The sequence below is a fragment of the Actinoplanes octamycinicus genome (genome assembly GCF_014205225.1).
Lineage (GTDB): Bacteria > Actinomycetota > Actinomycetes > Mycobacteriales > Micromonosporaceae > Actinoplanes > Actinoplanes octamycinicus.
In genome coordinates this window covers 5,867,342-5,892,857 of the sequence record NZ_JACHNB010000001.1, presented here as the reverse complement: position 1 = coordinate 5,892,857, position 25,516 = coordinate 5,867,342, and the positions used below count along the sequence as shown (strand labels likewise).

21 protein-coding genes are annotated in these 25,516 nt (G+C 71.3%); 8 read left to right on the top strand and 13 right to left on the bottom strand.

Annotated elements, in window-relative coordinates; genetic code table 11:
- Positions 1-337: 337 nt before the first annotated feature.
- Positions 338-1,774 carry a non-reducing end alpha-L-arabinofuranosidase family hydrolase gene (locus BJY16_RS25855; RefSeq protein WP_185046669.1) on the top strand — a complete coding sequence of 479 codons (1,437 nt, stop codon included), beginning with the start codon at positions 338-340 and terminating at the stop codon, positions 1,772-1,774.
- A 108-nt stretch (positions 1,775-1,882) separates the two neighbouring features.
- On the opposite strand, the gene BJY16_RS25850 is transcribed toward BJY16_RS25855, so the two are convergent.
- Positions 1,883-2,827 (bottom strand): GlxA family transcriptional regulator, encoded by a 945-nt coding sequence (locus tag BJY16_RS25850; protein WP_185042153.1) that lies wholly within the window; start codon positions 2,825-2,827, stop codon positions 1,883-1,885.
- Positions 2,828-2,899: 72 nt separating this feature from the next.
- On the opposite strand from BJY16_RS25850, the gene BJY16_RS25845 reads away from it, so the two are divergent.
- Positions 2,900-3,547 (top strand): HD domain-containing protein, encoded by a 648-nt coding sequence (locus BJY16_RS25845; protein ID WP_203758934.1) that lies wholly within the window; start codon positions 2,900-2,902, stop codon positions 3,545-3,547.
- A gap of 94 nt (positions 3,548-3,641) precedes the next feature.
- Here the strand turns inward: BJY16_RS25845 and BJY16_RS25840 are convergent, their stop codons facing one another.
- The 4 genes from BJY16_RS25840 to secA2 form a co-directional block, all read right to left on the bottom strand.
- Positions 3,642-4,196 carry a hypothetical protein gene (locus BJY16_RS25840; protein WP_185042151.1) on the bottom strand — a complete coding sequence of 185 codons (555 nt, stop codon included), beginning with the start codon at positions 4,194-4,196 and terminating at the stop codon, positions 3,642-3,644.
- 221 nt (positions 4,197-4,417) lie between these two features.
- A complete protein-coding gene (locus BJY16_RS25835) occupies positions 4,418-8,656 on the bottom strand; it encodes a DUF5005 domain-containing protein (protein ID WP_185042150.1) in 4,239 nt (1,412 codons plus the stop codon).
- Positions 8,657-8,807: 151 nt separating this feature from the next.
- Complete coding sequence (locus BJY16_RS25830; RefSeq protein WP_185042149.1) at positions 8,808-9,053, bottom strand: hypothetical protein; 246 nt, start codon at positions 9,051-9,053, stop codon at positions 8,808-8,810.
- Between the two features lie 77 nt (positions 9,054-9,130).
- The gene (secA2, locus tag BJY16_RS25825; protein ID WP_185042148.1) at positions 9,131-11,446 is read right to left on the bottom strand and encodes an accessory Sec system translocase SecA2; all 2,316 of its coding nucleotides are present in this window, start codon (positions 11,444-11,446) and stop codon (positions 9,131-9,133) included.
- Positions 11,447-11,651: 205 nt separating this feature from the next.
- Here secA2 and BJY16_RS25820 point away from each other — a divergent pair, with 205 nt between their 5' ends.
- Positions 11,652-11,927 carry a hypothetical protein gene (locus BJY16_RS25820; protein WP_185042147.1) on the top strand — a complete coding sequence of 92 codons (276 nt, stop codon included), beginning with the start codon at positions 11,652-11,654 and terminating at the stop codon, positions 11,925-11,927.
- Positions 11,928-11,988: 61 nt separating this feature from the next.
- On the opposite strand, the gene BJY16_RS25815 is transcribed toward BJY16_RS25820, so the two are convergent.
- Genes BJY16_RS25815 through BJY16_RS25800 form a run of 4 tightly spaced genes read right to left on the bottom strand, consistent with a single transcriptional unit; the run spans position 11,989 to position 15,209 of the window.
- Positions 11,989-12,651: a Bax inhibitor-1/YccA family protein gene (locus BJY16_RS25815; protein ID WP_185042146.1), complete on the bottom strand. Its 663-nt coding sequence runs from the start codon at positions 12,649-12,651 to the stop codon at positions 11,989-11,991.
- A 52-nt stretch (positions 12,652-12,703) separates the two neighbouring features.
- Positions 12,704-13,138, bottom strand: coding sequence for an acyl-CoA thioesterase (locus tag BJY16_RS25810; RefSeq protein WP_185042145.1), 435 nt, complete (start codon positions 13,136-13,138; stop codon positions 12,704-12,706).
- Positions 13,135-13,749 (bottom strand): TetR/AcrR family transcriptional regulator, encoded by a 615-nt coding sequence (locus BJY16_RS25805; RefSeq protein WP_185042144.1) that lies wholly within the window; start codon positions 13,747-13,749, stop codon positions 13,135-13,137. Before BJY16_RS25805 ends, BJY16_RS25810 begins: the two co-directional genes overlap by 4 nt.
- A 47-nt stretch (positions 13,750-13,796) precedes the next feature.
- Complete coding sequence (locus BJY16_RS25800; protein ID WP_185042143.1) at positions 13,797-15,209, bottom strand: GGDEF domain-containing protein; 1,413 nt, start codon at positions 15,207-15,209, stop codon at positions 13,797-13,799.
- A 131-nt stretch (positions 15,210-15,340) separates the two neighbouring features.
- On the opposite strand from BJY16_RS25800, the gene BJY16_RS25795 reads away from it, so the two are divergent.
- From BJY16_RS25795 to BJY16_RS25780, 4 genes are read left to right on the top strand one after another with little or no spacing between them, the layout of a single operon-like run.
- Positions 15,341-16,003 carry a VanZ family protein gene (locus BJY16_RS25795; RefSeq protein ID WP_185042142.1) on the top strand — a complete coding sequence of 221 codons (663 nt, stop codon included), beginning with the start codon at positions 15,341-15,343 and terminating at the stop codon, positions 16,001-16,003.
- Between the two features lie 22 nt (positions 16,004-16,025).
- The gene (locus BJY16_RS25790) at positions 16,026-16,712 is read left to right on the top strand and encodes a response regulator transcription factor (RefSeq protein ID WP_185042141.1); all 687 of its coding nucleotides are present in this window, start codon (positions 16,026-16,028) and stop codon (positions 16,710-16,712) included.
- Positions 16,705-17,844 carry a sensor histidine kinase gene (locus BJY16_RS25785; RefSeq protein WP_185042140.1) on the top strand — a complete coding sequence of 380 codons (1,140 nt, stop codon included), beginning with the start codon at positions 16,705-16,707 and terminating at the stop codon, positions 17,842-17,844. The genes BJY16_RS25790 and BJY16_RS25785 overlap by 8 nt, the downstream gene beginning before the upstream one ends.
- Before the next feature lie 8 nt (positions 17,845-17,852).
- Positions 17,853-19,109 carry a serine hydrolase domain-containing protein gene (locus tag BJY16_RS25780; protein ID WP_185042139.1) on the top strand — a complete coding sequence of 419 codons (1,257 nt, stop codon included), beginning with the start codon at positions 17,853-17,855 and terminating at the stop codon, positions 19,107-19,109.
- A gap of 148 nt (positions 19,110-19,257) precedes the next feature.
- Here the strand turns inward: BJY16_RS25780 and BJY16_RS48995 are convergent, their stop codons facing one another.
- Positions 19,258-19,548, bottom strand: a complete 291-nt coding sequence (locus tag BJY16_RS48995; protein WP_373873430.1) for a magnesium transporter CorA family protein — start codon at positions 19,546-19,548, stop codon at positions 19,258-19,260.
- 609 nt (positions 19,549-20,157) lie between these two features.
- Positions 20,158-21,024 carry an NmrA family NAD(P)-binding protein gene (locus BJY16_RS25770; RefSeq protein ID WP_185042138.1) on the bottom strand — a complete coding sequence of 289 codons (867 nt, stop codon included), beginning with the start codon at positions 21,022-21,024 and terminating at the stop codon, positions 20,158-20,160.
- Between the two features lie 82 nt (positions 21,025-21,106).
- Between BJY16_RS25770 and BJY16_RS25765 the strand changes: the two genes are divergently transcribed.
- Positions 21,107-21,796 (top strand): TetR/AcrR family transcriptional regulator, encoded by a 690-nt coding sequence (locus BJY16_RS25765; RefSeq protein WP_185042137.1) that lies wholly within the window; start codon positions 21,107-21,109, stop codon positions 21,794-21,796.
- A gap of 359 nt (positions 21,797-22,155) precedes the next feature.
- Here BJY16_RS25765 and BJY16_RS25760 read toward each other — a convergent pair whose 3' ends face one another.
- Positions 22,156-23,202 carry an NAD(P)-dependent alcohol dehydrogenase gene (locus BJY16_RS25760; RefSeq protein WP_185042136.1) on the bottom strand — a complete coding sequence of 349 codons (1,047 nt, stop codon included), beginning with the start codon at positions 23,200-23,202 and terminating at the stop codon, positions 22,156-22,158.
- A gap of 10 nt (positions 23,203-23,212) precedes the next feature.
- Positions 23,213-25,441: a putative bifunctional diguanylate cyclase/phosphodiesterase gene (locus BJY16_RS25755; protein WP_239177040.1), complete on the bottom strand. Its 2,229-nt coding sequence runs from the start codon at positions 25,439-25,441 to the stop codon at positions 23,213-23,215.
- Positions 25,442-25,516 lie beyond the last annotated feature (75 nt).

Sequence of the window (25,516 nt, the reverse complement as noted above, 5' to 3'; positions counted from 1 at the left end):
CTACCGCGCGCACGGAACGCGGGAAACGCCGACTCCGGGTCCGGCCGGCAGATAACAGAAACGCGTTTTAAAGATTTGTTATGTCGGCCGGCGCCAATTAGTCGGCTGTTCACGTCATTGAAACGGTCGCGCACCGTCTGGCACCATCACGGACACAATGTGAACGCTCCCATTCGGCTTTCACGTGATCACCGGCGCATTCCCCGGCGCCGGCTCGGACCCCTCCCCCACTCAGGAGATCGCCATGACTTTGGGCCGTCCGCCCGTACCGGAGAATGAGCCGCAAGCACCACCAGCCGTGCCGCGCCGCAAGTGGTGGCGCACCGGCCTGGCCGCGATGATCGTGCTGGCCGGCGGCGGAGCCGTCGCCGTGACCGCGACCGCGGCGTCCGCCGCGACGATCGACACCAGCGCCTCCTACGTGCTGGTCAACCGCAACAGCGGCAAGGCCCTGGACGTCTACAACCTGGCCACCAACGACGGCGCGCGGATCACCCAGTGGGCCCGCAACGACCAGGCGCAGCAGCAGTGGCAGTTCGTCGACTCCGGCGGCGGCTACTACCGGCTGAAATCGAAGCATTCCGGCAAGGTGCTCGACGTCTACAACCTGTCCACCGCCGACGGCGGCGCCATTGTCCAGTGGACCGACAACAACACCACGAACCAGCAGTTCAGCATTCAGGACATCGACGGCTATGTGCAGCTGATCAATCGCAACAGCGGCAAGGCGGTCGAAGTGCAGGGCGCGTCGACCGCGGACGGCGCGAACATCGTGCAGTACAGCGACTGGAACGGCGCCAACCAGCAGTGGCAGCTGGTGAAGGTGGGCGGCAGCACGCCGACCACGTCGCCGACGTCCGGCGGCTCGTGCACGCTGCCGTCGAGCTACCGCTGGACCTCCACCGGCTCGCTGGCGACCCCGAAGTCCGGCTGGGTCTCGCTCAAGGACTTCACCGTGGTGCCCTACAACGGCAAGCAGCTGGTCTACGCGACCACCCACGACTACGGGTCGTCCTGGGGCTCGATGAACTTCAGCCCGTTCACCAACTGGTCGGACATGGCCTCGGCCAGCCAGAACGGGATGAACTCCGGCACCGTCGCGCCGACGCTGTTCTACTTCGCGCCGAAGAACATCTGGGTGCTGACCTACCAGTGGGGTGGCACGGCGTTCTCGTACCGCACGTCGAGTGACCCGACCAACGCCAACGGGTGGTCCGCCGCGCAGCCGCTGTTCACCGGCAGCATCTCCGGCTCCGGCACCGGGCCGATCGACCAGACGCTGATCGGCGACGGGCAGAACATGTACCTGTTCTTCGCCGGCGACAACGGGAAGATCTACCGGGCCAGCATGCCGATCGGGAACTTCCCCGGCAACTTCGGCTCGTCCTACACCACGATCATGAGCGACACGACGAACAACCTGTTCGAGGCGCCGCAGGTCTACAAGGTGCAGGGTCAGAACCAGTACCTGATGATCGTCGAGGCGATCGGCAGCCAGGGCCGCTACTTCCGGTCCTTCACCGCGAGCAGCCTGAACGGTTCGTGGACCCCGCAGGCCGCGACCGAGAGCAACCCGTTCGCCGGCAAGGCCAACAGCGGCGCCACCTGGACCAACGACATCAGCCACGGCGAGCTGGTCCGGGTCACCGCCGACCAGACGATGACCGTGGACCCGTGCCGCCTGCAGCTGCTCTACCAGGGCCGCTCGCCGAGCTCCGGCGGCGACTACGGGCTGCTGCCCTACCGCCCGGGTCTGCTGACCCAGCAGCGCTGACCCGGTGGGCGGCGTCCTCGACCAGGGCGCCGCCCACCTCGGCCCGAAGACCGCCATCAGTCTGCCGCCGGTGCCCGACAATCGGGCACCGGCGGCAGGCTTTCGGCGTCAGTCGATCTCGCAGGTGCGGAAGGCCCGGCGGTAGGCGGTCGGCGTGGTGCCCAGCATGGTGCGGAAGTGCACCCGGAGATTGACGGCACTGCCCAGCCCGGTGCGGTCGGCGATCTGGCTGATGCTGAGGTCACTGCTCTCCAGCAACTCGCGGGTGCGGTCGATGCGGGCGTGCAACAGCCACTGCAGCGGGGTACGGCCGGTCTCGGCGACGAACCGGCGAGCGAAGGTACGCGAGGACATCGCGGCCTGGCGGGCCATCTCGGGCACGCTGACCGGGCGGTCGAGATTGGCCAGCGCCCAGGCGCGAACGCCGGACAGCGAGTCGTCCTCGGCGACGACGGGTGACTCGATGAACTGGGCCTGGCCGCCGTCGCGGTGCGGCGCGGCGACCACGTTGCGGGCCACCCGGTTGGCCGCCACGGCGCCGTGGTCCCGGCGGACCAGGTGCAGGCACAGGTCGATGCCCGCCGAGACGCCGGCCGAGGTGAGCAGTTGGCCCTCGTCGACGAAGAGCACGTGCGGGTCCACGGTGACCTGCGGGTATCGCGCGGCCAACTCGGCGGTCCGGCTCCAGTGCGTGGTCGCCCGGCGGCCGTCCAGGACCCCGGCGGCGGCCAGGGCGAACGCACCGGAACAGATCGAGACCACGCGACCGCCCCGGCGGAACACCTCGGCGATGGTCGCCAAGGCCGCCTCGGGGACCTCGTCGCCGGGGCTGGTGTAGCCCGGGACGATGAGGGTGTCGGCACGGCGGGCGTCCGCCAGGGTCCCCGGCACCCGGACCGCGAAGCCGGTCGTGGTCGCCACCTCCGCGGCGGGGCCGCACACGGTCAGCTGGTAGGGCAGGTCCAGGTGCTCGCCGAAGATGCTGGCCGGGATGCCCAGGTCCAGCGGCACCACCTGGTGCAGAGCGAGCACCGCGACGGCATGCCGGACCATGGCAGGATCCTATCCAGCAGTGGCGTTCCAGCCACTCACCGGCTGCCGGCCCACCGGACCACGATGGTCACCATGACGACGAAGACCGACGTACTGACCCTGCCCGACACCGAGCTGGCCGCTGCCACGCTGGCTCTCGTGGTCGACGCGGAACCCGTGGTCGTGGCCAACCACAGCATCCGCAGCTATCTGTTCGCCCGGCTGCTGGCCGAGCACCAAGAGGTCGAGGCGGATCGCGACTACGACCCGGAGCTGCTGTTCGTCGCGTGCCTGCTGCACGACATCGGCCTGTCCGCACCCGGCGATCGCCGGCAGCGCTTCGAGGTCGACGGGGCGGATGTCGCCGCCGAGTTCCTGACCGCCCGAGGAGTGCCGGCCGGCGGAGTCGACGCCGTATGGGAGGCGATCGCCCTGCACACCTCGCCCGGCATCGCCGAGCGCCGCGGCGTCCTGTGCCAGCTGGTGCGCCGGGGTGTCGGTATGGATCTCGGCTTCGACGCCGCCTTGGTCACCGAGCCGGACGCCACCCGGATCCACGCGGCCTATCCGCGCCTGGCCGTCACCCGATCGCTGGTCGAGGCGATCGTGACGCAGGCGCAGGGCCGGCCGGACAAGGCACCCGCATACTCACTCGCCTGGCAATTCCAGCGGGAACGCGAGGTCCCGCCGCACGTCACCACCCTGGAGGCCGCCGCAGCGGCATCGCGCTGGGGTGACTGAGGGTCCGCCGGCTGAGACCTTTCAAGCTCCAGGGCGTCCATCTTCGGTGAGCCTGCTGGTCCGCGGGATCGCCGCGGCCCGATTGCGGCGTAGGTCAGGTCGGGTCTGGCTGCTGCGCGGAGAAGGGTTCGGGGCGGTGCTCGATGCGGGTGACGCCGATCGATCTCAGCGCGTCCACCGCCGCGGCGCGGACGGTCAGCGCGTCGGGTAGCGGGGCGTGCACGTGAACCGTGTTCTGCCTGCTGATGGGCTCAACATCGAACACCACGTCGGTGCCGTCCCCGAAGGCGCGCCGGAGCCGCTCGACGAAGTCCCGGAAGTGTCCGGGAGCCACCAGGTCGGTACACACGACGGTGGTGACCGTCCGTTCGGGCGGCGGGTCGGACAGGGTGGTCCAGATCCGGGCCTGGTACCAGTCCGGTCTGGCGTTCGCGTGCCGCAGGAGAACCAGGCAGAACCAGCCCACGGCGGCGACGGCGAGGAGCGCGACGACGACCGTGGCCGGTGTTCCTATCCCTTGCCAGGGCTTCAGGACGACGAAGAACGGCGCCACCAGCACCGCTAGGAGGCTGAAGAACAACGTGCGCGCGATGCGGCGGTTCGTGGCAGGCCCTGGATTCTTCGACCCGTCGTTCCCGGCATCGTCCACAGTAGGTCTCCTTCCGCGTCCCCGTTCGGCAGGAGCCTAGTCGTAGCAGGCCCATTGTGGTCTCGCCCGCACCGGCGAGCGGCCTGGTCCTTGCCGTAGGCAGGATCAGGCCGCTCGGTGTTCCGGTCAGCGGCGGAACCAGGTTGACCGGACCAGCCGCAACGTCGAGGCCGCCCGCTCGGGCAACCTGACGCCGCTGAACCGCCAGCCGGCCGACCGACCTACATCAGGGCCAGGTAGTTGTCCGGGTTCGAGGCGGAGATCCGCCGCCTCGAATACACGTGATGGCCAACGTAGTTGTACTCCTCGATGATGATGTCCGAGCCGTCGATGCCGGCCACCCAGGCCACATGCCCGTAAGGCTGGTAGTTCCACTGGGCGATGGCGCCAACGGCCGGCGTCTGGCTCACGAAGCCGCCGTACTTCGGGGCGGCCTCGTCCCAGCCCTTGGCGTGCCAGTAGTTGAGGCTGGTGAAACCGGGCGGGTTGGGGTTGGCGTAGTAGCGGTTGACCCGGGATGCGACGAACGACGTGCACTCCTGCAGCGGGAACCCGTACCGGTCGAGCCAGGGGAAGCCGCTGCCCCACGGGTAGTCGTCGACCGTGCCGAAGGCCATCAGGTTGCCGCCTGACGGCGTCCCCTCCTTGCCGAACCGGTCGGCCACGGCTCGGTAGAGGTAGCAGCCGGCGGCGCCGTTCACCGTGTACGACGTACTGGTGATCATGAAGCCGACCAACAGCCAGGAACCGCCCCGACATGGCTTCGCGTGTACCGAGTACCCGGTGGCCTGGCTGACGGCGCTCCACGAGACCTGCACGGACGACGACGACGTGGACGGCACGGCCTTCACTTTGCCCGGCGTGCCCGGCGCGGTGATCGTCAGCGTCACGGTGGCCGTGTTGGACGCGCCGCTCATCCCGCTCAGGTTCTCGGCCCGCAGCTGGAACTGGTAGGTCTTGCCCGGCGTGAGCAGCTGCATCGTGAAGGTGCAGCACCCGCCGTACGGGTAGCGGGCCTTGGTCCAGGCCGACTGGTCGGTCGTCTTGTAGTAGATCCAGTAGTAGACGCTGCCGGTCGGGCTGGCCGTCCAGGTCAATTTCGCCGCCTGGTCGCCGACCGCGCTCGCGCTCAGCCCGGACGGCGCCGACGGGATCGGCGGCATCGGGCGGGCCGAGGCCGTGTTGGACGCTCCCGAGTCGCCGGCCAGGTTGTTGGCGCGCAGCCGGAACTCGTACGTCGTCCCGTTGTTGAGCAGTTTCACGGTGTACGAGCAGCAGGTCGTGACCGGGTACTGCAGCCGCTTCCAGGTGCCGCCGGACGAGCGCATCTCCACCCAGTAGTAGACGTTGCCGCTGGGGCTGGCCGTCCAGCGCAACGTCGCCTGACCGTCGCCGGCCGTCGCGGTCAGGCCCGAGGGCGCCTGCGGCAGCGGCGGCAACGGCCGGGCCGACGCGGTGCCCGAGGCGGCCGAGTCGCCCGCGGCGTTGTTGGCGCGCAGCCGGAACTCGTACGTCGTCCCGTTGTTGAGCAGTTTCACGGTGTAGGCGCAACACGTGGTGACCGGGTATTGCAGGCGCGTCCAGGTGCCGCCGGCCGGACGCATCTCGACCCAGTAGTAGACGTTCGCGGTCGGGCTGGCCGTCCAGCGCAACGTCACCTGACCGTCCCCGGCCGTCGCACTCAGACCGGACGGCGGCTGCGGCAGCCCGCCGACCGAGGTGGCCCGGGCCGTGCCCGAGGCCGGCCCTTCGCCGCCCTGGTTGGTCGCGGTCACCTTGAACTCGTACTGGTGGCCGTGCACCAGGCCGCCCCAGCTCCCGGACGTCTTGTCGGTCGGGTAGAACGCCTTGGTGAAGGCGGTCTGACCGGCCGTGACGTCCCGCATGTACATCCAGAAGAACAGGTTGGCGGGCGCGTCCCAGTCGAGGTCGATGCTGCCGTCGCCGGCCGCGCTCACCCGCAGGTTCGTCGGCGCCGCCGGCACCGCGTATTTCGCCGTCCCGCGGGCGGTGCCCGAGTGCGGCCCCTCGCCGGTCGCGTTGGTCGCGGCCACCTTGAACTCGTACACGTTGTTGTGGGTGAGCAGTCCCGCGTTGAACGTGCAGCAGGTGGTGACCGGCAGCGCCAGCTTGGTGAACGTCGTCTCGCCGGCCGTCACGTTGCGCTGGTAGACGTTGAACCACAGGTTGGGCCCGGGATCGTTCCAGCTCAGCTTGAGTTCCCCGGACGACAGGGCGGTCACGCTCAGGCCGGTCACCTGCGCGGGGAGCGGCGCCTTCGGCGTCGCTCGGACGAGGTTGGTCGGCGGCGACTCGGCACCCTGGCTGGTCGCCGTCACCTTGAACTCGTACTCGTGCCCGTTGGCCAGGTAACCCGCCGTCATCGTGCAGCAGGAGGTGATCGGCAGCGGGAGCTGGGTGAACTCGGTCTCGCTCTCGGTCACGTCGCGCTGGTAGACCAGGTACCAGACGTCCTCCGACGGGCTTGCGCCCCAGGTCAGCTGCACCTGTCCGTCGCCCGCGACCGCGGTCAGCGTGCCCGGGGCCGACTGCCGCGGATAGGCCGAGGTGGCCTGGGCCGTGTTCGACGCCGGCGAGTCGCCGCCCTTGTTGTTGGCGAACAGCCGGAACTCGTACCGGTGCCCGTTGATCAGATAGCCCGCGGTGAAGTCGCAGCAGGTGCCGACCGGCAGCGGCAGCCGGGTGAACGCCGTCTCGCCGGCCGTGACGTCGCGCTGCTCGACCCAGTAGTAGACGTTCTGCGCGGTGGCGGTCCAGGTCAGCTGGATCTGCCCGTCGCTGCGAGCGGTCGCGGTGAGCCCGGTCGGCGCGCTCGGCACGGCGTACCGGGCCGTGGCGGTGACGGCGGCCGAGCGGGGCGAGGTGCCGCCACCGTGGCTCGCGGTGACCACGAACTCGTACTGGTGGTTGTTCTCCAGCCAGGTCGCGGTCACCGTCGTGTCGGCCGGTGACGGGTCGTTGACCAGGGCGAACTCGGTCTCGCCGGCGGTGATGTCGCGGCGCTGCACGTCGTAGCGCCAGGCGTACGGGACGGCCGACCAGTTCAGCGTGACCGAGCCGTCCGTGCCGGCGGTGGCGGTCAGGCCGGTCGGCGCGGCCGGCGGCGCGATCGTGACGGCGACGCTGCGCACCGGCGAACGGCCGCCCTCCCCGGCCGCGTTGACGGCGCTGACCGTGAACTCGTACGTGTGCCCGGTCTTGAATCCGCCCAGCGTGACCGCGTTGGTGGACGGCTGGTTGACCCGCGACGCGTGGCTCTGCCCGGCCGTCACGTCGCGCTGGTAGACGTTGTAGGTGATGCCGGAGCCGGAGACCGCCGGCCAGGACAGGTTGATCGCGCCGGTCGTGTCGGTGGTCCCGGTCAGGCTCGCGGGCGCGGCCGGCACCGCCGCCGGGTCGGGGGCGGGGATCGGCCAGGTGAGGTCGACGAAGCGCGGGCGATAGATCCGGGCGTCGTCGTACAGGTCGTCCGGGGTCAGGCTGTGCACGTTGTACGAGATCAGCAGCTTGCCGCTGGGCGCGAGCTCGGGATGCACGCGCGCGTCGTAGACGATCACGCCGGAGCGCTCGGCCGGCTCGGGCGCCGTGAACAGGTCGATCGGGCCGCTGAACGGACCCTGCGGCGAGCTGGACGTGTACGCCACCGCCTGCGCCGAGAACGTCGTGTTGCTCTCCATCGTGACCACGACGTACTGGCTGCCGACCTTTTGCACGCCGAACGACGTGCCGACCCCGGACAGCGGCAGCCGGGCCGAGTCGCCCGCGTTCGCCGACCAGGTCGTGCCCGTCCAGAAGCTCCAGGCGCCGGCCAGCCCGCCGGCCGGCACCCGGGCCAGCCGGGCGAAGCGCATCGCGTCGGCCGCGACGTACTCCGAGCCGTAGACGTACGTGTAGGCGCCGTCCTCGAGCACGGCCGCGCCCCACGCGGTCGTCGAGCCCAGCGGCAGGTCGATCACGCTGGTCACGGTCAGCGAGGGCAGGGCCAGCGTGGCCAGCGCCGATCCGGTCAGCGCGAAGTCGAGGCCGCCCTCGCCGGTCTTGCGATAGCGGTTGGCCAGCACCTTGAGCGTGCTGCCCTCGACGGTGGCGTCGGCTATCCAGTACCACTCGCCGGCCACCGAGGGCTTGAACAGCGCCTCGGGCGCCGCCGTGGTGCCGCCGTGCAGCGTCGACACGAGCGCGCTGCCGTCCTGGACGATCGCCGAGTTGTTGATCATCGGGCTCGAGCGCGGACGGGTGAAGTCGGCGTTGACCGTGCCGAGCATGGTGTCCGAGAAGAGCCATAGGACGCGGCCGTCGGGCAGCAGCACCGAGACCGTGCTGTCGGCGCCGCTCCAGCGGCCGCTCGTGTTGCCGTAGTCGCTGAAGGCGGCGGTCAGCGCCGCGCCCGTCATGCCGCCGGCCGGGGGCGCCGCGGCCGCCGGGGCGACCGCCACCACCTGGGGCAGGAAACCGGATATCAGGACCAGAATCGTCAGTAGACCCGCATGCCAGCGCCGTCGCACGGTAGCCCCCAGGAGATCAGTTCGCGCGAATGTATCAATGCGCGGCCGGGCTGCTGCTCCAGGGTCATCGCATCCGGTGGTCCGATCAGAGGCTCGACAACGAGGGCCAGCTCGCGACCACGAGCGCCGCCGCCGCGAGCGGCCAGACCCACCGCCCCTTGCCGCGGCGCCGCGCCCAGCCCAGCCCCAGACACACCGCCGACGCCACGGTCAGTGCGCACACCAGCAGCCACCCGGCCGGCCGGTCGCCGGTCAGCTCGGGCAGGTACCAGGTCAGCAGATAGGCGTTGAGCAGCAGCAAGGGCACCAGCACCACCGACGCGACGACCATGGACGCTTTCCTATCAGAGGGTGCTCGACACGTACAGCCGGGACCCGGGCCGGGTTGTCCGCGACAGCCGAGGCGAGTCAAGCCGCCTGCCAGCCCGCTCGGAGCAGTCCGATGACGCCGGCGAAGAAGCGTTCCAGGTCGACCCCGAACGGGCTGTCGTTGACGATGTAGGTCCAGGTGGCGCTGGGGCGCTCCAGGCCGAGGTCCGCGGGTGTCCAGTCCGGGTCGGACAGGTCGAGGCCAGCGAAGGTTTCCGCCGAGCGCAGCTCCACATCCGGGATCAGCTGCCGGAAGGCCGGGATCGCCGCCCGGTGGAACTCGTCCAGCGGATCGAGGTTCGCGAAGGCGTGCAAGTGGATGCTCTCGCGGAGGTCTCCCATGTCGCGCAGGTGGTCGGCCCAGGCCATGTCCAGGTGGTAGAGGACGATGGCCTGGGCCGCCGAGGCGACACGGTCCCGGCCATGCGCCCGCACCAGCCGGGCATGGTCGGCCGGGCGGTGCTGCGCCATCATCCGGTCAGCCCGGTCGCCGGTCAGCAGTTCCTCCCGCAGCGCGGCCACCGTCGCCCGGTGCTGTTCCAGCAGGTAGTGGTAACGCCACGTGTTGCGGTGGATCTCCAGGTTGACCTGCTCGGCGATGCGCTGGGCGTCCGCGACGGCGCGCAGCGCGGCCGGCTCGTCGAGGCGGCCGTCAGAGGCCGGCTCCAGGCGCGGCAGTTTCTCCGGCCCGAATGTGGTGATCAGGTCGTCCTGCATGCTGACGAAGAACACCGAGCGACCGGGGTCGCCGTGCCGGCCGGAGCGGCCCCGGAGCTGATCGTCGACCCGGCTGCTGTCGTGGCGCCCGACGCCGATCACGTACAGCCCGCCGGTCGCGGCGACCCTCGCGTGGTCGTGCTGGTCGCTGCCGCCGAGCCGGATGTCCACGCCGCGGCCGGTCATCTGGGTGGAGACGATGACCGCGCCGAGGGTGCCGGCTTCGGCGATGATGGCCGCCTCCATCGCGTCGTTCTTCGCGTTGAGCACCGTGCAGTCGATGCCGGCGTCGCGGAGCCGGGCGCCCAGCGCTTCCGATTCGGCGATGCTGGGTGTGGCCAGCAGTACTGGTTGGCCGGTCGCGTGTGTGGTGGCCACCTGGGCGAGCACCGCGGTGTCGCGCTGCTCCGAGGTGGCGTAGACCCGGTCCGGCTCGTCCACACGGATGCGCGGCCGGTGCGGCGGCAGGACGACGACCTCCAGGCCGTAGAACTCGAGCAGCTGGTCGCCCACGGGCAGCGCGGTCCCGGTCATACCGGCCACCCGGGAGTACTGGTTGACGAAGGCCTGAAGGGTGATCGTCGCGAGGATGGTGCCGCCGCCGGTGCTCGTCAGGCTCTCCTTGGCCTCGACCGCCGCGTGCAGACCGTCCGGCCACCGGCGGCGCTGGGCCACCCGGCCGCGGAAGCTGTCGACCAGCTCGACGCGACCGTCCCGGACGATGTAATCCACGTCCCGGGTCAGCAGCGCCTCGGCGTGCAACGCCAGATTCACCGCGGTGAGCACGTCGAGGTTCTCCGCCGCGTACAGGTGGATACCGCCGAGTGCTCGCTCGAGCAGGGCGGCGCCCTCGGGCGTCAAGTGAACGACCCGGTTCTCGTCGGCCAGCACGTAGTGCTCGTCGTGACGGAGCTGGCGGACCAGCTCGGCCATGCGCTGCGCCAGGTTCTGGCCGGTGAGGGTGGCGCCGGCAAGGACCAGAGGGATACGGGCCTCGTCGACCAGGATGGAGTCGGCCTCGTCGACGATCACCGCGCCCAGCGGTTGCTGGACCCGGTGGGCCAGGTCGGTGCAGAGCCCGTCGCGGAGGAAGTCGAAACCGGCCTCGTTGACGGACACGTAGGTGACATCGCAGGCGTACGCTTCCCGCCGCTCCTGCCGTGTCGACAGTTCGGTGATCCATCCCACGGAGACGCCGAGCCGCTCGTACAGCGGGCGCATCCACTGGGCGTCCCGACCGGCCAGATAGTCGTTCACGGTCAGCACGTGGACCGGCCCGTCAGCGCTGAGCGCGGCGGCGGCGATCGCGGCCGTCACCGTCTTGCCCTCGCCGGTGGCCATCTGCACGACGCGCCCCTGGGCGAGCGCCAGGGCGCCGGTCAACTGCTCGTCGTATGGGCGCAGGCCCAGGGCCCGGCGGGCGCATTCCCGGGCGGCCGCGGCGAATTCCACCTCATCGCGGTCGGCGCGGCTCCGCCGAGCGCGTGCGTTCAGCGCGGCGTCGCCGAGCTGCTCCAGCTCACGCCGGCGCTCCGCGGCCCGCTGCACCTTCTCCTGCAAGGGACGGAGCTGGACGGTGGTGCCGGGCGGCCGCAGGACCCACTGGCGACAGGACTCCAACCAGGCCGGAAGTGCCAACGAACTCCCTCTCTCGCTGTCCCGAAGACGGCTGCCGGCACACCGGGTGGCGTACCACTCCCTCCAGCCGGGGCAAGTGTCACAAGCACCAGGAATAGCACGGGAGATCCATGGCGTACCGATGGCTTCACCACCCGCTCCCCCGGTACGCGGTTCGTGCGGGCTGCCGGCTCCATGGCAGGGCTGAGGACCTTAAGATCCTGGCATGCCGCTGATCGATCTCGATGCCCCGCGCCCTGACCCCTCGAGCCGGGCCCGGGGTGGGGACGGCCGGCTGCTGGTTCTCGCGGTGTTGGCGTTCGCCCTGCTCGGCGTTCCCGGCGAGTCGTCGCCCCGGCCGGGCGGGACGGTCGCGCCGGTGCCGGCGAACGGGCCGTGGCAGCTGTGCGAGCAGTCCGGGTCGGAGATCACGTTCGCGCAGGCCGTCACGGTCGACAGCGAGACGGGCGAGATCCTGCAGACCTTCGGCTGTCCGGGCTGACAGCCGGCGAGGCGGCTCCGGGCGTACCGGAAGCGGGTCTTGATCTTGGATGGCGAACGGGTCAGCGGTTGCCGCCTCGGAAGATGCGGAGGAAGAACAGGAAGACGTTGAGGATGTCCAGGAAGATGGCGGCGGCCAGGAGCGGGGCGGCGTCGATGTCGCGGGTGCGGCGCAGGCGCTGGAAGTCGACCATGATGAAGCCGGCGAAGATGACCAGGCCGAGGACCGAGTAGATCAGGGCGCCGCCCGGGATGTTCACGAAGATCAGCACGATGCCGAAGACGATCAGGGCCAGCAGCGCCCAGAAGCAGATCCGGGCCAGGAAGGTCAGATCGCGGCGGGTGGCGTAGCCGGCGGCGCCGAAACCGGCGACGAACAGCGCGGTCGCCGCGCCGGCCTGCCACAGCGCCTGCGGATCGGTCTGCGCGTAGTAGACCAGGGTCGGGGCGACCGCCACGCCCATCAGCAGGCCGAACGCGGCCAGCATGGCCACCGTCGCCGGCCGGGATCTGCGGACGGTGAACTGCATGGCGATCAGCGCCGCGAACGACGCCAGGTAGGCGACGAACGCGAAGAACGGCGGCAGGTTCCGGCCCAGGTAGGCGCCGAGCGCGAACAGCGCGGTGGTCGCCGCGACATACCCCATCGTCTGGGCGAACAGGGTGCGGCCGCGGTCCCGGGCGGCGACCCCGGCCGCCGGACGGTACACATAGGCGTCACTCATCGACCCACTGTCGGCCGTCCGGGCCGGACGGGCACCACTCGCCAGGGATGAATCAGCGCAGCAGCGTGGCGGCGATCCCGCGGCCGTGCTCGGTCCACGGCGCCGGGCGCATCGTCGCCGGGTCGACCCGGATGTTGACCCGGCGACCCTCGGCGAACACCGTCTCCGAGTCCAGCGAGGTGACCCGGAAGCCGTACTCCGCGCTGGAGGTGCCGAGCCGGTCCACCCAGAAGTGCACGGCGATCTCGCCGGTGCCGGTGACCGGGCGATGGAAGGTCACCGCATACTCCCGGACCACGTTGAACGCGTCCGGCGTGGTCGGGCGGCCGCCGGCGAACGAGACGCCGCGCTCCGCCCACCAGAGCACCACGGCGCGCTCGACCAGCACCGCATAGCGCGAGTTGTGCAGCACGCCCATCGCGTCCAGGTCGTCGAAGTGCACCGGCATGCGGACGACGGCGCCGTGCTGGAGGGTCTGCGTGGTCATATCAGCTCCGGAAGGTCGATGGCGATGGCTCGCAGGTGGTCGCGCAGGGCCCGGCGGGCGTACTGAAAAGTGGGTGCGGTGGCCCGCATGACGGCGCAGACGCCGAGCGACTCGACCAGGTAGGCCAGCTGCTCCGGGTCGGTGCCGGGCCGCAGGTCACCGGCGTCGACGGCGTCGGCGGCGACCCGGGTCAGGAAGGCCATCCAGTCGCTCTGCTCGGTGGCGAGCCGGTCCTTGATCACGCCGGGGCGGGCGTTGAACTCGAAGTGCGCGGTGGCGAAGAAGCAGCCGCCGGGCAGCACCCCGGCCTCGTAGAAGGCCAGCCGCCGGTCATGCACCGCCCACAGCCGCCGCACCCCGGCCCGCTCGGCGAGGGCCGGCCGGATCACCCGGTCGGTCCACTGCGCCCGGGCGTGATCGATGACCGCGAGCTGCAGCTCCTGCTTGGAGCGCCAGTGCGCGAACAGCCCCGACTTGCTCACCCCGAGCGCCTCGGCGACCTGGCTCAGCGACAGCCCGTCCAGCCCGGAGACGGTGGCCAGCAGCAGCGCCTGGTCGAGCACCGCCGTCCGGGTCCGCTCACCGCGGAGGAGCCTGCCGTCCTGGGTCATGCCCCGACCCTACAAAAAAGACCGACCGGTCGTAAATATAACCGCCGTCACGCCGCCGCGTCGGCGAGCACCCACCGGCCGCGGCCGAGACGCTTCGCCTGATACATCGCGGTGTCCGCGGCCCGCAGCAGAGCCGAGCCGGAGGCCTCGACGCCGGCGATGCCGATGCTCGCGCCGACCGTGTGCCAGGCACCCTCGTACTCGACCGGCACCGCCACGTCGCGCAGGATCCGCTCGGCGACCGGGACCGCGTCCGTGCTGCTCAACTCGGGCAGCACCACGGCGAACTCGTCACCGCCGAGCCGGGCCACCGTGTCGCAGTCGCGGACCGCGGCGGTCAGGCGCTGCGCCACCGCCCGCAGGATCGCGTCGCCGGCCGCGTGCCCGGCGCTGTCGTTGACCCCCTTGAAGCCGTCCAGGTCCAGGTAGAGCACGGTGGAGCCGGGCGGGCAGGCGTCCAGCTCGTCGTTGAGCGCGGCCCGGTTCAGCAGACCGGTCAGCGCGTCGTGCCGGCTGCGGTGGTCCAGGGTCCGCTCGGCCCGCTCCAGCGAGCGCAGGGCGGTGGCGAACCGGGCCAGAATGAACCCGGCGATGGCCACCGCGGCGCCGAACAGCAGAACCCGCTCACCCTCGTCGTAGTCGCGCTGGACGAACAGGGCCGCCGGGGCGGTCAGCAGACCGAAACCGAGGAACCAGACCCGGGCCGCGTGCAGCGTCGGAGCCCGGCGCGCGGCCATGGTCAGCTCACCGCTGTGCTCGTGCAGCGCCGCCGCGACCAGCAGGCCGTTGCTGAGCAGGATCACCGCGGTCGCGACCGCGGTGGACAGCTCCAGCGACGGGATGAAGCTCGACCCCAGATCGGACGCGATGCGCAGCACCGCGGACGCCACCAGCAGCCGGGTCGCGCCGGTGCGCCGGCCGGGCGAGAACGCCAGCAGCAGCACGCCGGCCAGGATGACGAGGTCGCCCACCGGCCCCATCAGGTACAGGTAGGCGCCGAGCGGATCGGCGGCCAGCTCACCCAGGAACGGCGAGACGAAGACCGTCCAGATCACGATCGAGGCGGCGACCACCATGGTCAGCATGTCCATCAAGGCCGGCCGCAACCAGCGGCCGGCCCGGCGCCGTGCCATCCCGACCAGGGCCGCGCCGTAGGCCAGGTAACCGATGGTCCAGAGCACCGCGGACGCGGTCCCGTCGTCCTCCCGGTGCAGCATGGTGCTCACCGGGTAGACGGCATCGCCGGCCAGCCAGACGATCTGCCCCAGCGCCAGGTAGGACCAGGGCAGGTAGTCCACGCTGCGCCGCCGCCGCGCCGCGGACCAGCAGAGCAGGCCCGTGATGGCCAGGTAGGCGCCGAAGTACGCCAGGTCGCCGACCGGCTTGCCGGACGTCACGCCGGCCACCACGGCGGCGACGGCGGCCAAGGCGACGTAGAGCAGCAGCATCCGGCGGTTCATGCCCCTCCATCGGCACCCGGGCGCGGTACTTCTGGTGCGAGGTGCGCGCGCAACCGAACTGCAACCACGTATCGCGGGCGTATCGAAAATCGGATACGCCGTCGCAACCGGCCGCCGCCTTCAATGAGGTCATGAGCCGCCTGCGCTGGATCGTGATCGCCGGGCTGGTCCTCCTCGGGACCGGCGCCTACCTCGTACGGCGGCCCCTGCTGATGGCCGCGCCGCGGTGCCTGGGCGGGCACTGGCACGGCTGCTACGACACCGAGAACGGCGTGGTGCTCATGACGCTCGCCGGGTTGCCGCTGGCCGCGCTGCTGGTCAGCGCCCTGGCCTGGGGCCGGCGCGCGGCGGGCGTCACCGATCCCTGGCGGAGGTCGGTGGCTGAGGTCGGTGTGGTGTACGGCACCGTGCCGTTCGTCTGGCTGACGCTGATGCCCGGACCGGGCGCCGGCATCGTGCCCGGGCGGCTCAGTCTGGTCCCGCTGCGGGACCTGGTCACCATGGGCCCGCTCGGGATCGGCGGCAACCTGCTGATCTTCGCGGCGGCCGGGTTCTTCGCGCCGATGCGGTTCGCCGCGCTGGCCACCGTGCCCCGGATCCTGGCGCTCGGCGCGGGATGTTCGGCACTGGTGGAGATCGCGCAATACGTCCTCCAGCTCGACCGGGTCTCGTCCGTCGACGACGTGCTGGTCAACGCAGCCGGTGCGGCGCTCGCCGGGCTGGCGTCGCGCCGCTGGTGGCGTGGCCGGGACGGGGCGCCGACCGGCGATCTCGCGCCCGGCGTGCCGGTATGAGCGGATCTATAGGCTCGGCGGCATGCGCGTGCTGATCGTGGAGGACGAACCGCACCTGGCCGAGGCGATCCGGGACGGTCTGCGGCTGGAGGCGATCGCCGCCGACCTCGCCGGTGACGGGGACACCGCGCTGGAGCTGCTCAGCGTCAACTCGTACGACCTCGCCGTGCTCGACCGGGACATCCCCGGCCCGTCCGGGGACGAGGTGGCCCGCCGGATCGTCGCGTCCGGCAGCGGCATCCCGATCTTGATGCTCACCGCCGCCGACCGGATCGACGACAAGGCGTCCGGGTTCGAGCTGGGCGCCGACGACTACCTGACCAAGCCGTTCGAACTGCGCGAGCTGGTCCTGCGGCTGCGGGCGCTGGACCGGCGGCGCGGGCACGCCCGGCCGCCGGTGCGGGAGATCGCCGGGCTGCGGGTGGATCCGTTCCGCCGGGAGGTCTACCGCGACGAACGGTACGTGGCGCTGACCCGTAAGCAGTTCGCCGTACTGGAAGTCCTGGTCGCCGCCGAGGGCGGAGTGGTCAGCGCCGAAGATCTGCTGGAGCGGGCCTGGGACGAGAACGCCGACCCGCTCACCAACGCGGTCCGGATCACCGTCTCGGCCCTGCGCAAACGGCTCGGCGAGCCGTGGATCATCGCCACCGTGCCGGGGGTCGGCTATCGCATCGACACCCCACCGGCGGCTGGCGGCGACCGTGTCTAGGGCGCCCGGCCTGAGCGTCCGGTTCCGGCTCACGCTCAGCTACGCGGGCTTCCTCATGCTCGCCGGGGTGCTGCTGCTCGCGACGGTGTGGCTGTTCCTGCTGCGCTACGTGCCGGACCGGGCGCTGCTGCTTCCCGACGCCGGCGACCTGCCGGTCGACGGGGTCTTCCCGGTCCGCTCCGAACTGCTGCGCGCCTTCGCCCCGCGGGCCGCCGGGGTGCTGCTGATGCTGCTGCTCTTCGGGCTGCTCGGCGGCTGGTTCCTGGCCGGGCGGATGCTGGCGCCGCTCACCCGGATCACCGACGCGGCCCGGCTCGCCGGCGAGGGATCGCTGTCGCACCGGATCCGGCTGCGCGGGCGGCGCGACGAGTTCCGGGAGCTGGCCGACACCTTCGACGCGATGCTCGACCGGCTCGAATCGCACGTCGACGAGCAGCGCCGGTTCGCCGCGAACGCGTCGCACGAGCTGCGCACCCCGCTCGCCATCGCGCGGACGCTGCTCGACGTCGCCCGTGAGGACCCCACCCGGGACCGGGAGGAGCTGATCGACCGGTTGCTCGCCGCCAACCAGCGGGCGGTCAACCTGACCGAGGCGTTGCTGCTGCTCAGCCGGGGCGACGACGTCACCCGGGAGGACGTGGACCTGTCGCTGGTCGCCGAGGAGGCCGCCGAGACCCTGCTGCCGGTCGCCGAGCAGCGCGGGATCGTCCTGGAGGTGACCGGGGAGGCGGCTCCCGCCAGCGGGTCCGCCGAGCTGCTGCTGCGGCTGGCGACCAACCTGGTGCAGAACGCCATCGTGCACAACCTGCCGGGCGGCGGGGTCGTGACCGTCCACACCGAGGCGGGCGGCGGCGTGGGGCTGCTGCGGGTGGAGAACACCGGGGAGCGGCTTTCGCCGTCGCTGATTCCGACGCTGACGGAGCCCTTCCAGCGTGGCACCGAGCGGGTTCGAGGGGACGAACACGCTGGGGCCGGGCTGGGGCTGGCGATCGTGCAGAGCATCGTGCGGGCGCATGACGGGACGCTTGATCTGGTCCCGCGGTCGGGTGGTGGGCTCGTGGTCACGGTTCGCGTGCCCTATCGAGGACATATCAGAAATTTCATACGTTCTGGTAACAATCTATCGTCTTAGATGTAGGTATGACTTCTCATCCGAAAGGCATTGGCCGGCGTGGGCTGATCAAGCGGGGTGGATTGGCGGCGGTCGGCGGTTTGGTGGCTCCTGGGGCCGGCGGTGTTGTCGCCGGTTCTGTCGCCGCCGGCGCGGACCCTGCCGCCGCGCTGTCCGGCCGGGTGCCGCCGGAAACTCAGCCGGGCGGCGCCTACGACCGTTACGTGGCCCGGCTGGCCGCCGCCGGCAAGTTCTCCGGCGTGGTGCTGCTGTCACATCGGGGACGGACCGTATTGTCCCGCAGCTACGGCATGGCCGACCAGGCGCGCGGGATCCGCAACCACGAGGGGACCGCGTTCAACCTCAGCTCGGCGGGCAAGCCGTTCCTCCCGGTCGCCGTCCTGCAGCTGGCCCAGGCGGGCCGGCTGCGGCTGTCGGAGATGATCGGGACCTACCTGAGCGGCTACCCCAGCGACATCGCCGATCACGTGACCGTCCACCACCTGCTGTCCGGGACGTCGCGGCTGGCCACCCAGCCGGAGGACGCCGACCGGATCTTCCACAGCCGGGAGGAGGTGCGCGAGTACTACACGCGCCGCGCCCGCGACGTGCGGCTGGTCGGCGTGCCGGGCACCCTCGACACCGAGCACGCCGAGGCGGAGATCACCATTCCGGTACGGATCGTCGAGGAGCTGTCCGGCATGACGTACTGGGACTACGTCCAGCGGAACATCTTCGACCGGTGCGGCATGACCGGTTCGGGATTCTTCACCCGGCCGCAGTGGCGGGTCGACCGGCACCTCGCCCACCCGTACATGACACTGGCCGACGGCCGGGTGGCGGACGCGCTGCAGGACCTGACGCAGGGCAGTCCGCTCGGGCACGTGGCGGGCAAGAACCCGGGCCGGGCCTTCATCGACGCGCCCGGCGACGGCGGGTTCGCGACCGCGCCGGACCTGGTCCGGTTCGCGAACGCCCTGCGTGACGGCACGCTGCTGGCCCAGCCCTGGGCCGACGTGCTGACCGCGCCGAAGATCCCGCTGGGCCAGGCGTCGTTCGGCGCCTACGGCGTGGCGGTCGAGATCGTCGGCGGCCAGTGGCAGTACCAGCGGGCCGGCGGCAATCCCGGCATCGGCGCGAACTGGAGCGTCTACCCGGACACCGGCTGGGTCGGCGTCATCCTGCTCAACCGCGACACCGAGGACGTGTCCCTGCAGTCCCTGATCGCCCAGGAGACCAAAGCCATCACCGGAGTCGCCCCCGAGGAGGAGGGCCCGGGCGGTTGAGCGCTCACTCCCCTGCCAGTCATCCTTACGCACTCCCCTGCCTGTCATCCTCACGGCGTCCCGCTGAGCCGCCTCCTCCGTCCCCGGCCCCGAGCCGCCACCTCCCTCCCCCGTCACTTCCATCGGCGGCGGGTGAGCAGCAAGACCGTCACCGATATGCACGCCACCGGCAGTCCCAAGCCCAGCAACAGGAACGCCGGCCAGCCCACCTGGATGGTGCCGGTGAGGACGCGTCCAGCGCTGGGCTCGGCGCCCGGCGCAGCGTGATCAGCAGTCCGGCGGTGTGATAGCAGTGGACCTCGACCGTCTCCCTGAGCTGCTCGTCGAGCCCGAAGCCGACGAGCATCGTCACCTCGCCGTACACCTGCAGCTTGCCGCGCTGGCCGAACTGCTTCGAGTCCTCGACCGCCAGCGGGTGCAGCCCGAGGCGGACGGCCAGCCGGTCGATCGCCTCGTCGGTCGGGTCCTCGATGTCGAGCCAGAGCGGCTCGCCGGTCGGGTCCTCGATGTCCAGCCAGAGCGGCTCGCCGGTCGGGTCCTCGATGTCCAGCTAGAGCGGCTCGCCGGTTCCGAGGAGCCGCGCCAGCAGGGACGGCGAGGGTTCCGTCACGACCTCCCCCGCGTGATCGATCCAGCTGCGCACCGCGATCGCCTATCTGTCCCTGCTCCTCTCATCCTCGGATCGACACCCGACTTCCCGATGAGGCTCGCGGTGACCCATAAGGGCAACGTAGGTCGTCAGCCCGCCTCCGCCATCCCCCAGATCGAATAGTCAGCGGCCGGCGATGCCCAGGTCAGGCGGAAACAGGCCGGACCGCTACGGCAGCGCGCCTGCCGGGATGCCCTGCGACGTGGCGCCCCTGGCCAAGGCCACCCGATCGCCTCCCGAGCGATCCGGAAGGCGGCACCCTCAATCAAGACCGCCGATCGCCTCCAACGCCCGGAAGGCGGCACCCTCAATCAAGACCGCCGATCGCCTCCAACGCCCGGAAGGCGGCACCCTCAGTCAAGACCGCCGACCGCCTCCAACGCCCGGAAGGTGACGCCCTCAGTCAAGACCGCCGACCGCCTCCAGGGTGGTCCGGAGCGGAGTCGTCGGGCGGTCGAGGACCGTTGGGAGGGCCGGATCGACCACGTCGAACTCGCCGCGGCGGGCGGCGCGGAAGAAGCCCAGCGTGAAGTCGGCCGCCTGGGGTGGCATGCCGCGCTCGACGGCCGCGTCCCGCCACTGCTCGTCGGTGGCCACGACCCGGGTGATCTCACGGCCGAGCATCGCGGACAACTCGGCGGCCACCTGCTCGAACGTCCACGTCCGGTCGGCCACCAAGGGCGGCGTGACCCCGTCGAACGCCTCGGGACGGGTCAGCGCGACAGCGGCCGCCTCGGCCAGGTCGGCATGCGCGGTCCAGGAGACCGGGCCGTCATCGGGCACGGTGAAGCGGCCGGTCGCCAGGGCCTCGGGCAGATAGAACCCGAGGGTGCTGGCATAGAAACCGTTGCGCAGGCTGACGAACGGGGTGCCGAGGCCAGCCAGGTGCTCCTCGGTGGCCGCGTGCACCGACATCGGGGCGAACAGCGAACTGGGCGAGCAGGCCTGATGGCTGGTGTAGAGGATCCGCTCGACGCCGGCGGCGCAGGCGGCGTCGGCGGCTGCCCGGTTCGCCGAGACGGCGGCCTCGTGCCCGCGGATCCCCGCGGAGATGATCAGCGCCGAGGTGGCGCCCTCGAAGGCGTGCTTCAAGCTCTGTGGCTCGGTGAAGTCGCCCTGCCGGACCCGCACGCCACGGCCGGCGAGGGCCGCAGCTCGGGCGACATCGCGCACGCTGACCCCGACCTGATCCGCCGGGATGCGACTCAGCAACCGCTCGACGACTTGGGAGCCAAGGCGCCCGGTGGCACCGGTGACAACGATCATGACGACCTCCTGTTATCTTCGCTAACGCCGCAACGTTAGCGCTGCACTATCGGCGATAGCAAGAGTCTGTTAGCATCGATCCGTGACCAACACCAGGGCAGCGATCGTCGAGGCCGTGACCCGGCTGCTGCGCGAGACCGGGGCCGCCGGGGTGACCACCCGAGCGGTCTCCGCGGCGGCCGGCGTGCAGGCGCCGACGATCTATCGACTCTTCGGCGACAAGGACGGCCTGCTCGATGCGGTCGCCGAGCAGGTGATGGCCACCTACGTGGCGGAGAAGAGCGTGCAGGACGAGTCCGACGATCCGGTGGCCGACCTGCGCGACGGATGGCAGGTGCACGTGGATTTCGGGCTGGCCAACCCGGACCTGTTCGCCCTGCTGGTCACGCCGGGCCGCAGCTCGGACTCGCGGGCGGTGGAGGCCGGGGCGCAGGTGCTGCGGCGCCGGGTGCAGCGGCTCGCCGAGGCCGGGTTGCTGCGTGTCGATCAGCAGCGGGCGGTCGACATGATCCACGCGGCCGGCACGGGCGCGGTGCTGGCGCTGCTCGCGAGCCCGCCCGAGCGCCGGGACCTGGGGCTGGCCGACCACCTGTTCGACGCGGTGACGGCGGCGATCCTGACCGACGCGCCGGCTGTTCCCTCGGCCGGCCCGCTCGCGGTCACCGTGGCTTTCTCGACGACGGTGCCAGAGCTGCCCGCGCTCACCGCGGCCGAGCGGACGCTGCTCGCCGAGTGGCTGGAGCGGTCGATCACCGAGTTGGGAGACCGCTGACCAACGAGGAGACCCGACACGCGAAAAGTCCGACACCTGAGAGGCCCAACGCGCGAGAGGCCCGACACGCGAGAGGCCCAACGCCCGAGAGGCCCGACACGCGAGAGGCCCAACGCCCGAGAGGCCCGACACGCGAGAGACGGCCGGGAGAAGAAGCCCGACACGCGAGAGGCCCGACGCCCGAGAGGCGGACGGGAGAAGAGGCCCGACGGACGCGGAGCGCGGATTCGCGGGGCGGTGGCCGGGGCGCGCGCTCACGGCGTACCGGGAGGCGGCGGCAATGGGGCGGGACCACCGGAAGAGGGCGGCGGACCTTGCCCGTGAAGATGCCTGGGCAGGCATCCTCACGGGCGGATCGTTCAGGAGCGCAGGGAGTCGATGTCGATCACGAAGCGGTAGCGGACGTCCGAGGACAGCACGCGCTCGTAGGCCTCGTTGACCGCGTCGGCGGTGATCAGCTCGACCTCCGGGCTGATCCCCCGCTCGGCGCAGAAGTCCAGCATCTCCTGGGTCTCGGCGATGCCGCCGATGCTCGAGCCGGCGAACGAGCGGCGGTTGCCGAACAGCGCGAAGACCGGGACCGGCAGCGGCTCCGGGGGCGCGCCGACGCTGACCAGCGTGCCGTCGAGGCGGAGCAGGCGCAGGTAGGCGGCCATGTCGATCGGCGCGCTGACCGTGTTGATGATCAGGTCGAAGGTGTTCTTCAGGGCTTCGAAGGTCGCCGGGTCCTTGGTGGCGTAGTAGTGCTCGGCGCCGAAGCGGAGCCCGTCGTCCTTCTTGCCGAGCGTCTGGGAAAGCACGGTGACCTCGGCGCCCATCGCGGCGGCGATCTTGACGGCCATGTGGCCGAGGCCGCCCATCCCGACGACGGCGACCTTCTTGCCGGGGCCGGCCTTCCAGTGCGCCAGCGGCGAGTAGGTGGTGATCCCGGCGCAGAGCAGGGGCGCCACCTTCTCGTACGGAAGACTCTCCGGCACCCGCAGCACGAAGTCCTGGTCGACCACGATGTGCGTGGAGTAGCCACCCTGGGTGACCGTGCCGTCCAGGTCGGTGCTCGCGTAGGTGCCGATGTTGCCGTTCTCGCAGTACTGCTCCTGCCCGGCCTGGCAGTTGCCGCACTTGCGGCAGGAGTTGACCATGCAGCCGACGCCGACCCGGGCGCCCACTTCGAAACGATCGACCTCGGCCCCGACCTCGGCGACCCGGCCGACGATCTCGTGGCCGACGGTCAGCGGGTAAGGCACCTGGCCCCACTCCCCGCGGACGGTGTGGATGTCGGAGTGGCAGATCCCGGCGTAGCGGATCTCGATGAGCACATCGCGCGGCCCCAGGTCACGCCGGTCGATGGTGGTACGGACGAGCGGTTCGGTCGCCGACGGAGCGGCGATCGCGTTGACGGTGCGCATCCCCCAGACATTAGGCCACCGGTACGGCGGCCGCCGGGCGAGGCTGGAAATCCGGGTCCGCCGACGGCTTGCCGAAGTAGTAGCCCTGCAGCAGCCGGTAGCCCAGGTCGTACAGGGCCGCCGCCTGCTCCGCGGTCTCCACCCCTTCGGCCACCGCGGTCAGCCCGAGACCCTCGCTGACCTGGATCAGCGCCCGGGCGATCACGGTGTGCCGGCCGGCCTCGGTGATGTTGTCGACGAACGACTTGTCCACCTTCAGCACGTCGACCGGGACGGTCTGCAGCAGGCCCAGCGACGAGTGGCCGGTGCCGAAGTCGTCCAGCGCGATCCGGACGCCGAGCGCCCGCAACTCGTGCAGCGCGGTGAGCGCCTGCCCGCCGCCGAACACCGCGGTCTCGGTGACCTCGATGGTCAGGCACTGGGCGGGCAGCCCGGTGGCGGCCAGCGTCGCGGCGACGGTGGCCGGGAAGCCGGCGCGGGCCAGCTGCCGGGCCGATACGTTGACGCTGATCCGGTCCGGGCCGGTCGGGCCCAGCTCGGCACGCCAGCGTGCCATCTGCCGGCAGGCGGTCTGCAGGATCCAGGCGCCCAGCTCGACGATCAGGCCGTTCTGCTCGGCGACCGGGATGAACGCGGCCGGGCTGACCATCCCGCGCTGCGGGTGCTGCCAGCGGACCAGCGCCTCGACCGCGGTGACCCGGCCTTCCGGCATCCGGACGATCGGCTGGTAGACGACCTGGAACTGGCCGGCGTCGAGCGCGGCGCGCAGTTCGGCGCCGAGCCGGGCGTGCTCGCCGGCCCGCTCGTCCAGCTCCGCCGTCCAGGTCCGGCACGGCTCTCCGGTCTGTTTGGCGGCGTGCATCGCGGCCTCGGCCCGGCGCAGCGCCTCCACCACACCGCCGGCCTCGGCGACCCCGATGGCGGCGCCGGCCAGCAGCTCGTGGCCGCCGGCGTGGACCGGCTCGCGCAGCACCGACACCAGCCGCCGGACGACCCGGTCGGCGGTCTCCGCGTCCGGCAGGGCGAGGGCGAACTCGTCGCCGCCGATCCGGGCCACCCGGGTGGCTTCCGGCGCGGCGCCGGAGATCCGGGCCGCGGAGATCGCGACGACCTGGTCGCCGACCGGTCGGCCGAGCTCGTCGTTGACGTTCTTGAGGCCGCTCAGGCCGAGGAAGACGACGTGCAGCGAGCCGCCGCCCGGCGTGATCTCGCCGAGCGCCTGCTCGAAGTACCGGCGGTTGGGCAGTCCGGTGAGGTCGTCGTGCAGGGCGATCCGCTGCAGTTCGACGGTCTGCCCCTGCACGGTCCGGGTCAGGCCGAGCACCCGGGTCACCGAGAGCAGGAACAGCACCACCGATCCGGCGCCGATCGCGACCCGGTCGACGGTGTCGGCGCCGACCCCGGGGATGAACAGCAGCGCCGGCGCGATCAGCGCGCAGACGGTGAGCACCGCGAACTGCACCCGGCCGACCCGGACCGAACCGTCCTCCTCGGCCGCCTCGGCGGTGATCGACGGGTGCAGCGCCGCGGCGGCCCACAGCACGTAGGAGAGCAGCCAGCCGCCGGAGATCAGGTGGTCGTCGCCGTCGGCATAGAGCGAGACCACCGAGTACGCCACGTCGGCGGCGAGCAGGAGCACCCCGGCCGCCCCGAGCAGCCGGATGCTCATCGTGGCGTCCCGGGTGACCAGCAGGCGGGCCAGCAGCGCCAGGATCAGCACGTCAGCGGCCGGATAGGCGGTGCTGATCGCCCGTTCCACCGCGGAGGCGGTCGAGTCGCTGGCGATCGGGTGCAACACGAAGATCCACAGGGCCAGGCCGACGCCGACGCCGGCGATCGCCGCGTCGGCCAGCCGGGCCGCGCCGCCACCCCAGCCGCGGATCAGCAGCCACAGGCCGATCGCCAGCATCGGGTAGGAGGCCAGGTAGAAGATGTCGGCGGCGGACGGGTAGGGCTCCTGGAGCAGGACGTACTGGTAGTACTCCCACACCAGGTCACCGACCGCCCAGGTGAACTGGCCGGCGGCGAACCAGTACCAGACCGCCGCGTTCCGCGGCCGGTGCAGCCGGATGCCGGCCAGGATGGCCAGCACCGAGCTCAGCCCGATCCCGTTGTAGAACAGGTTGGCGGCCAGGCTGTCGGTGGGCACGGCGTAGTAGCCGGCCGTGGCCAGCACTCCAGCCACGATCCACCCGAGCCACACCGTCTCCCGCCGCACGTCGTCGCCATCGGCGGGCACGGCGCGGATCTGAGTATTCCCGTTGCGCGGCGGCGGCCCGCGTGCTTGCCTGGGGGCCGCTCACCCGCCTGACGC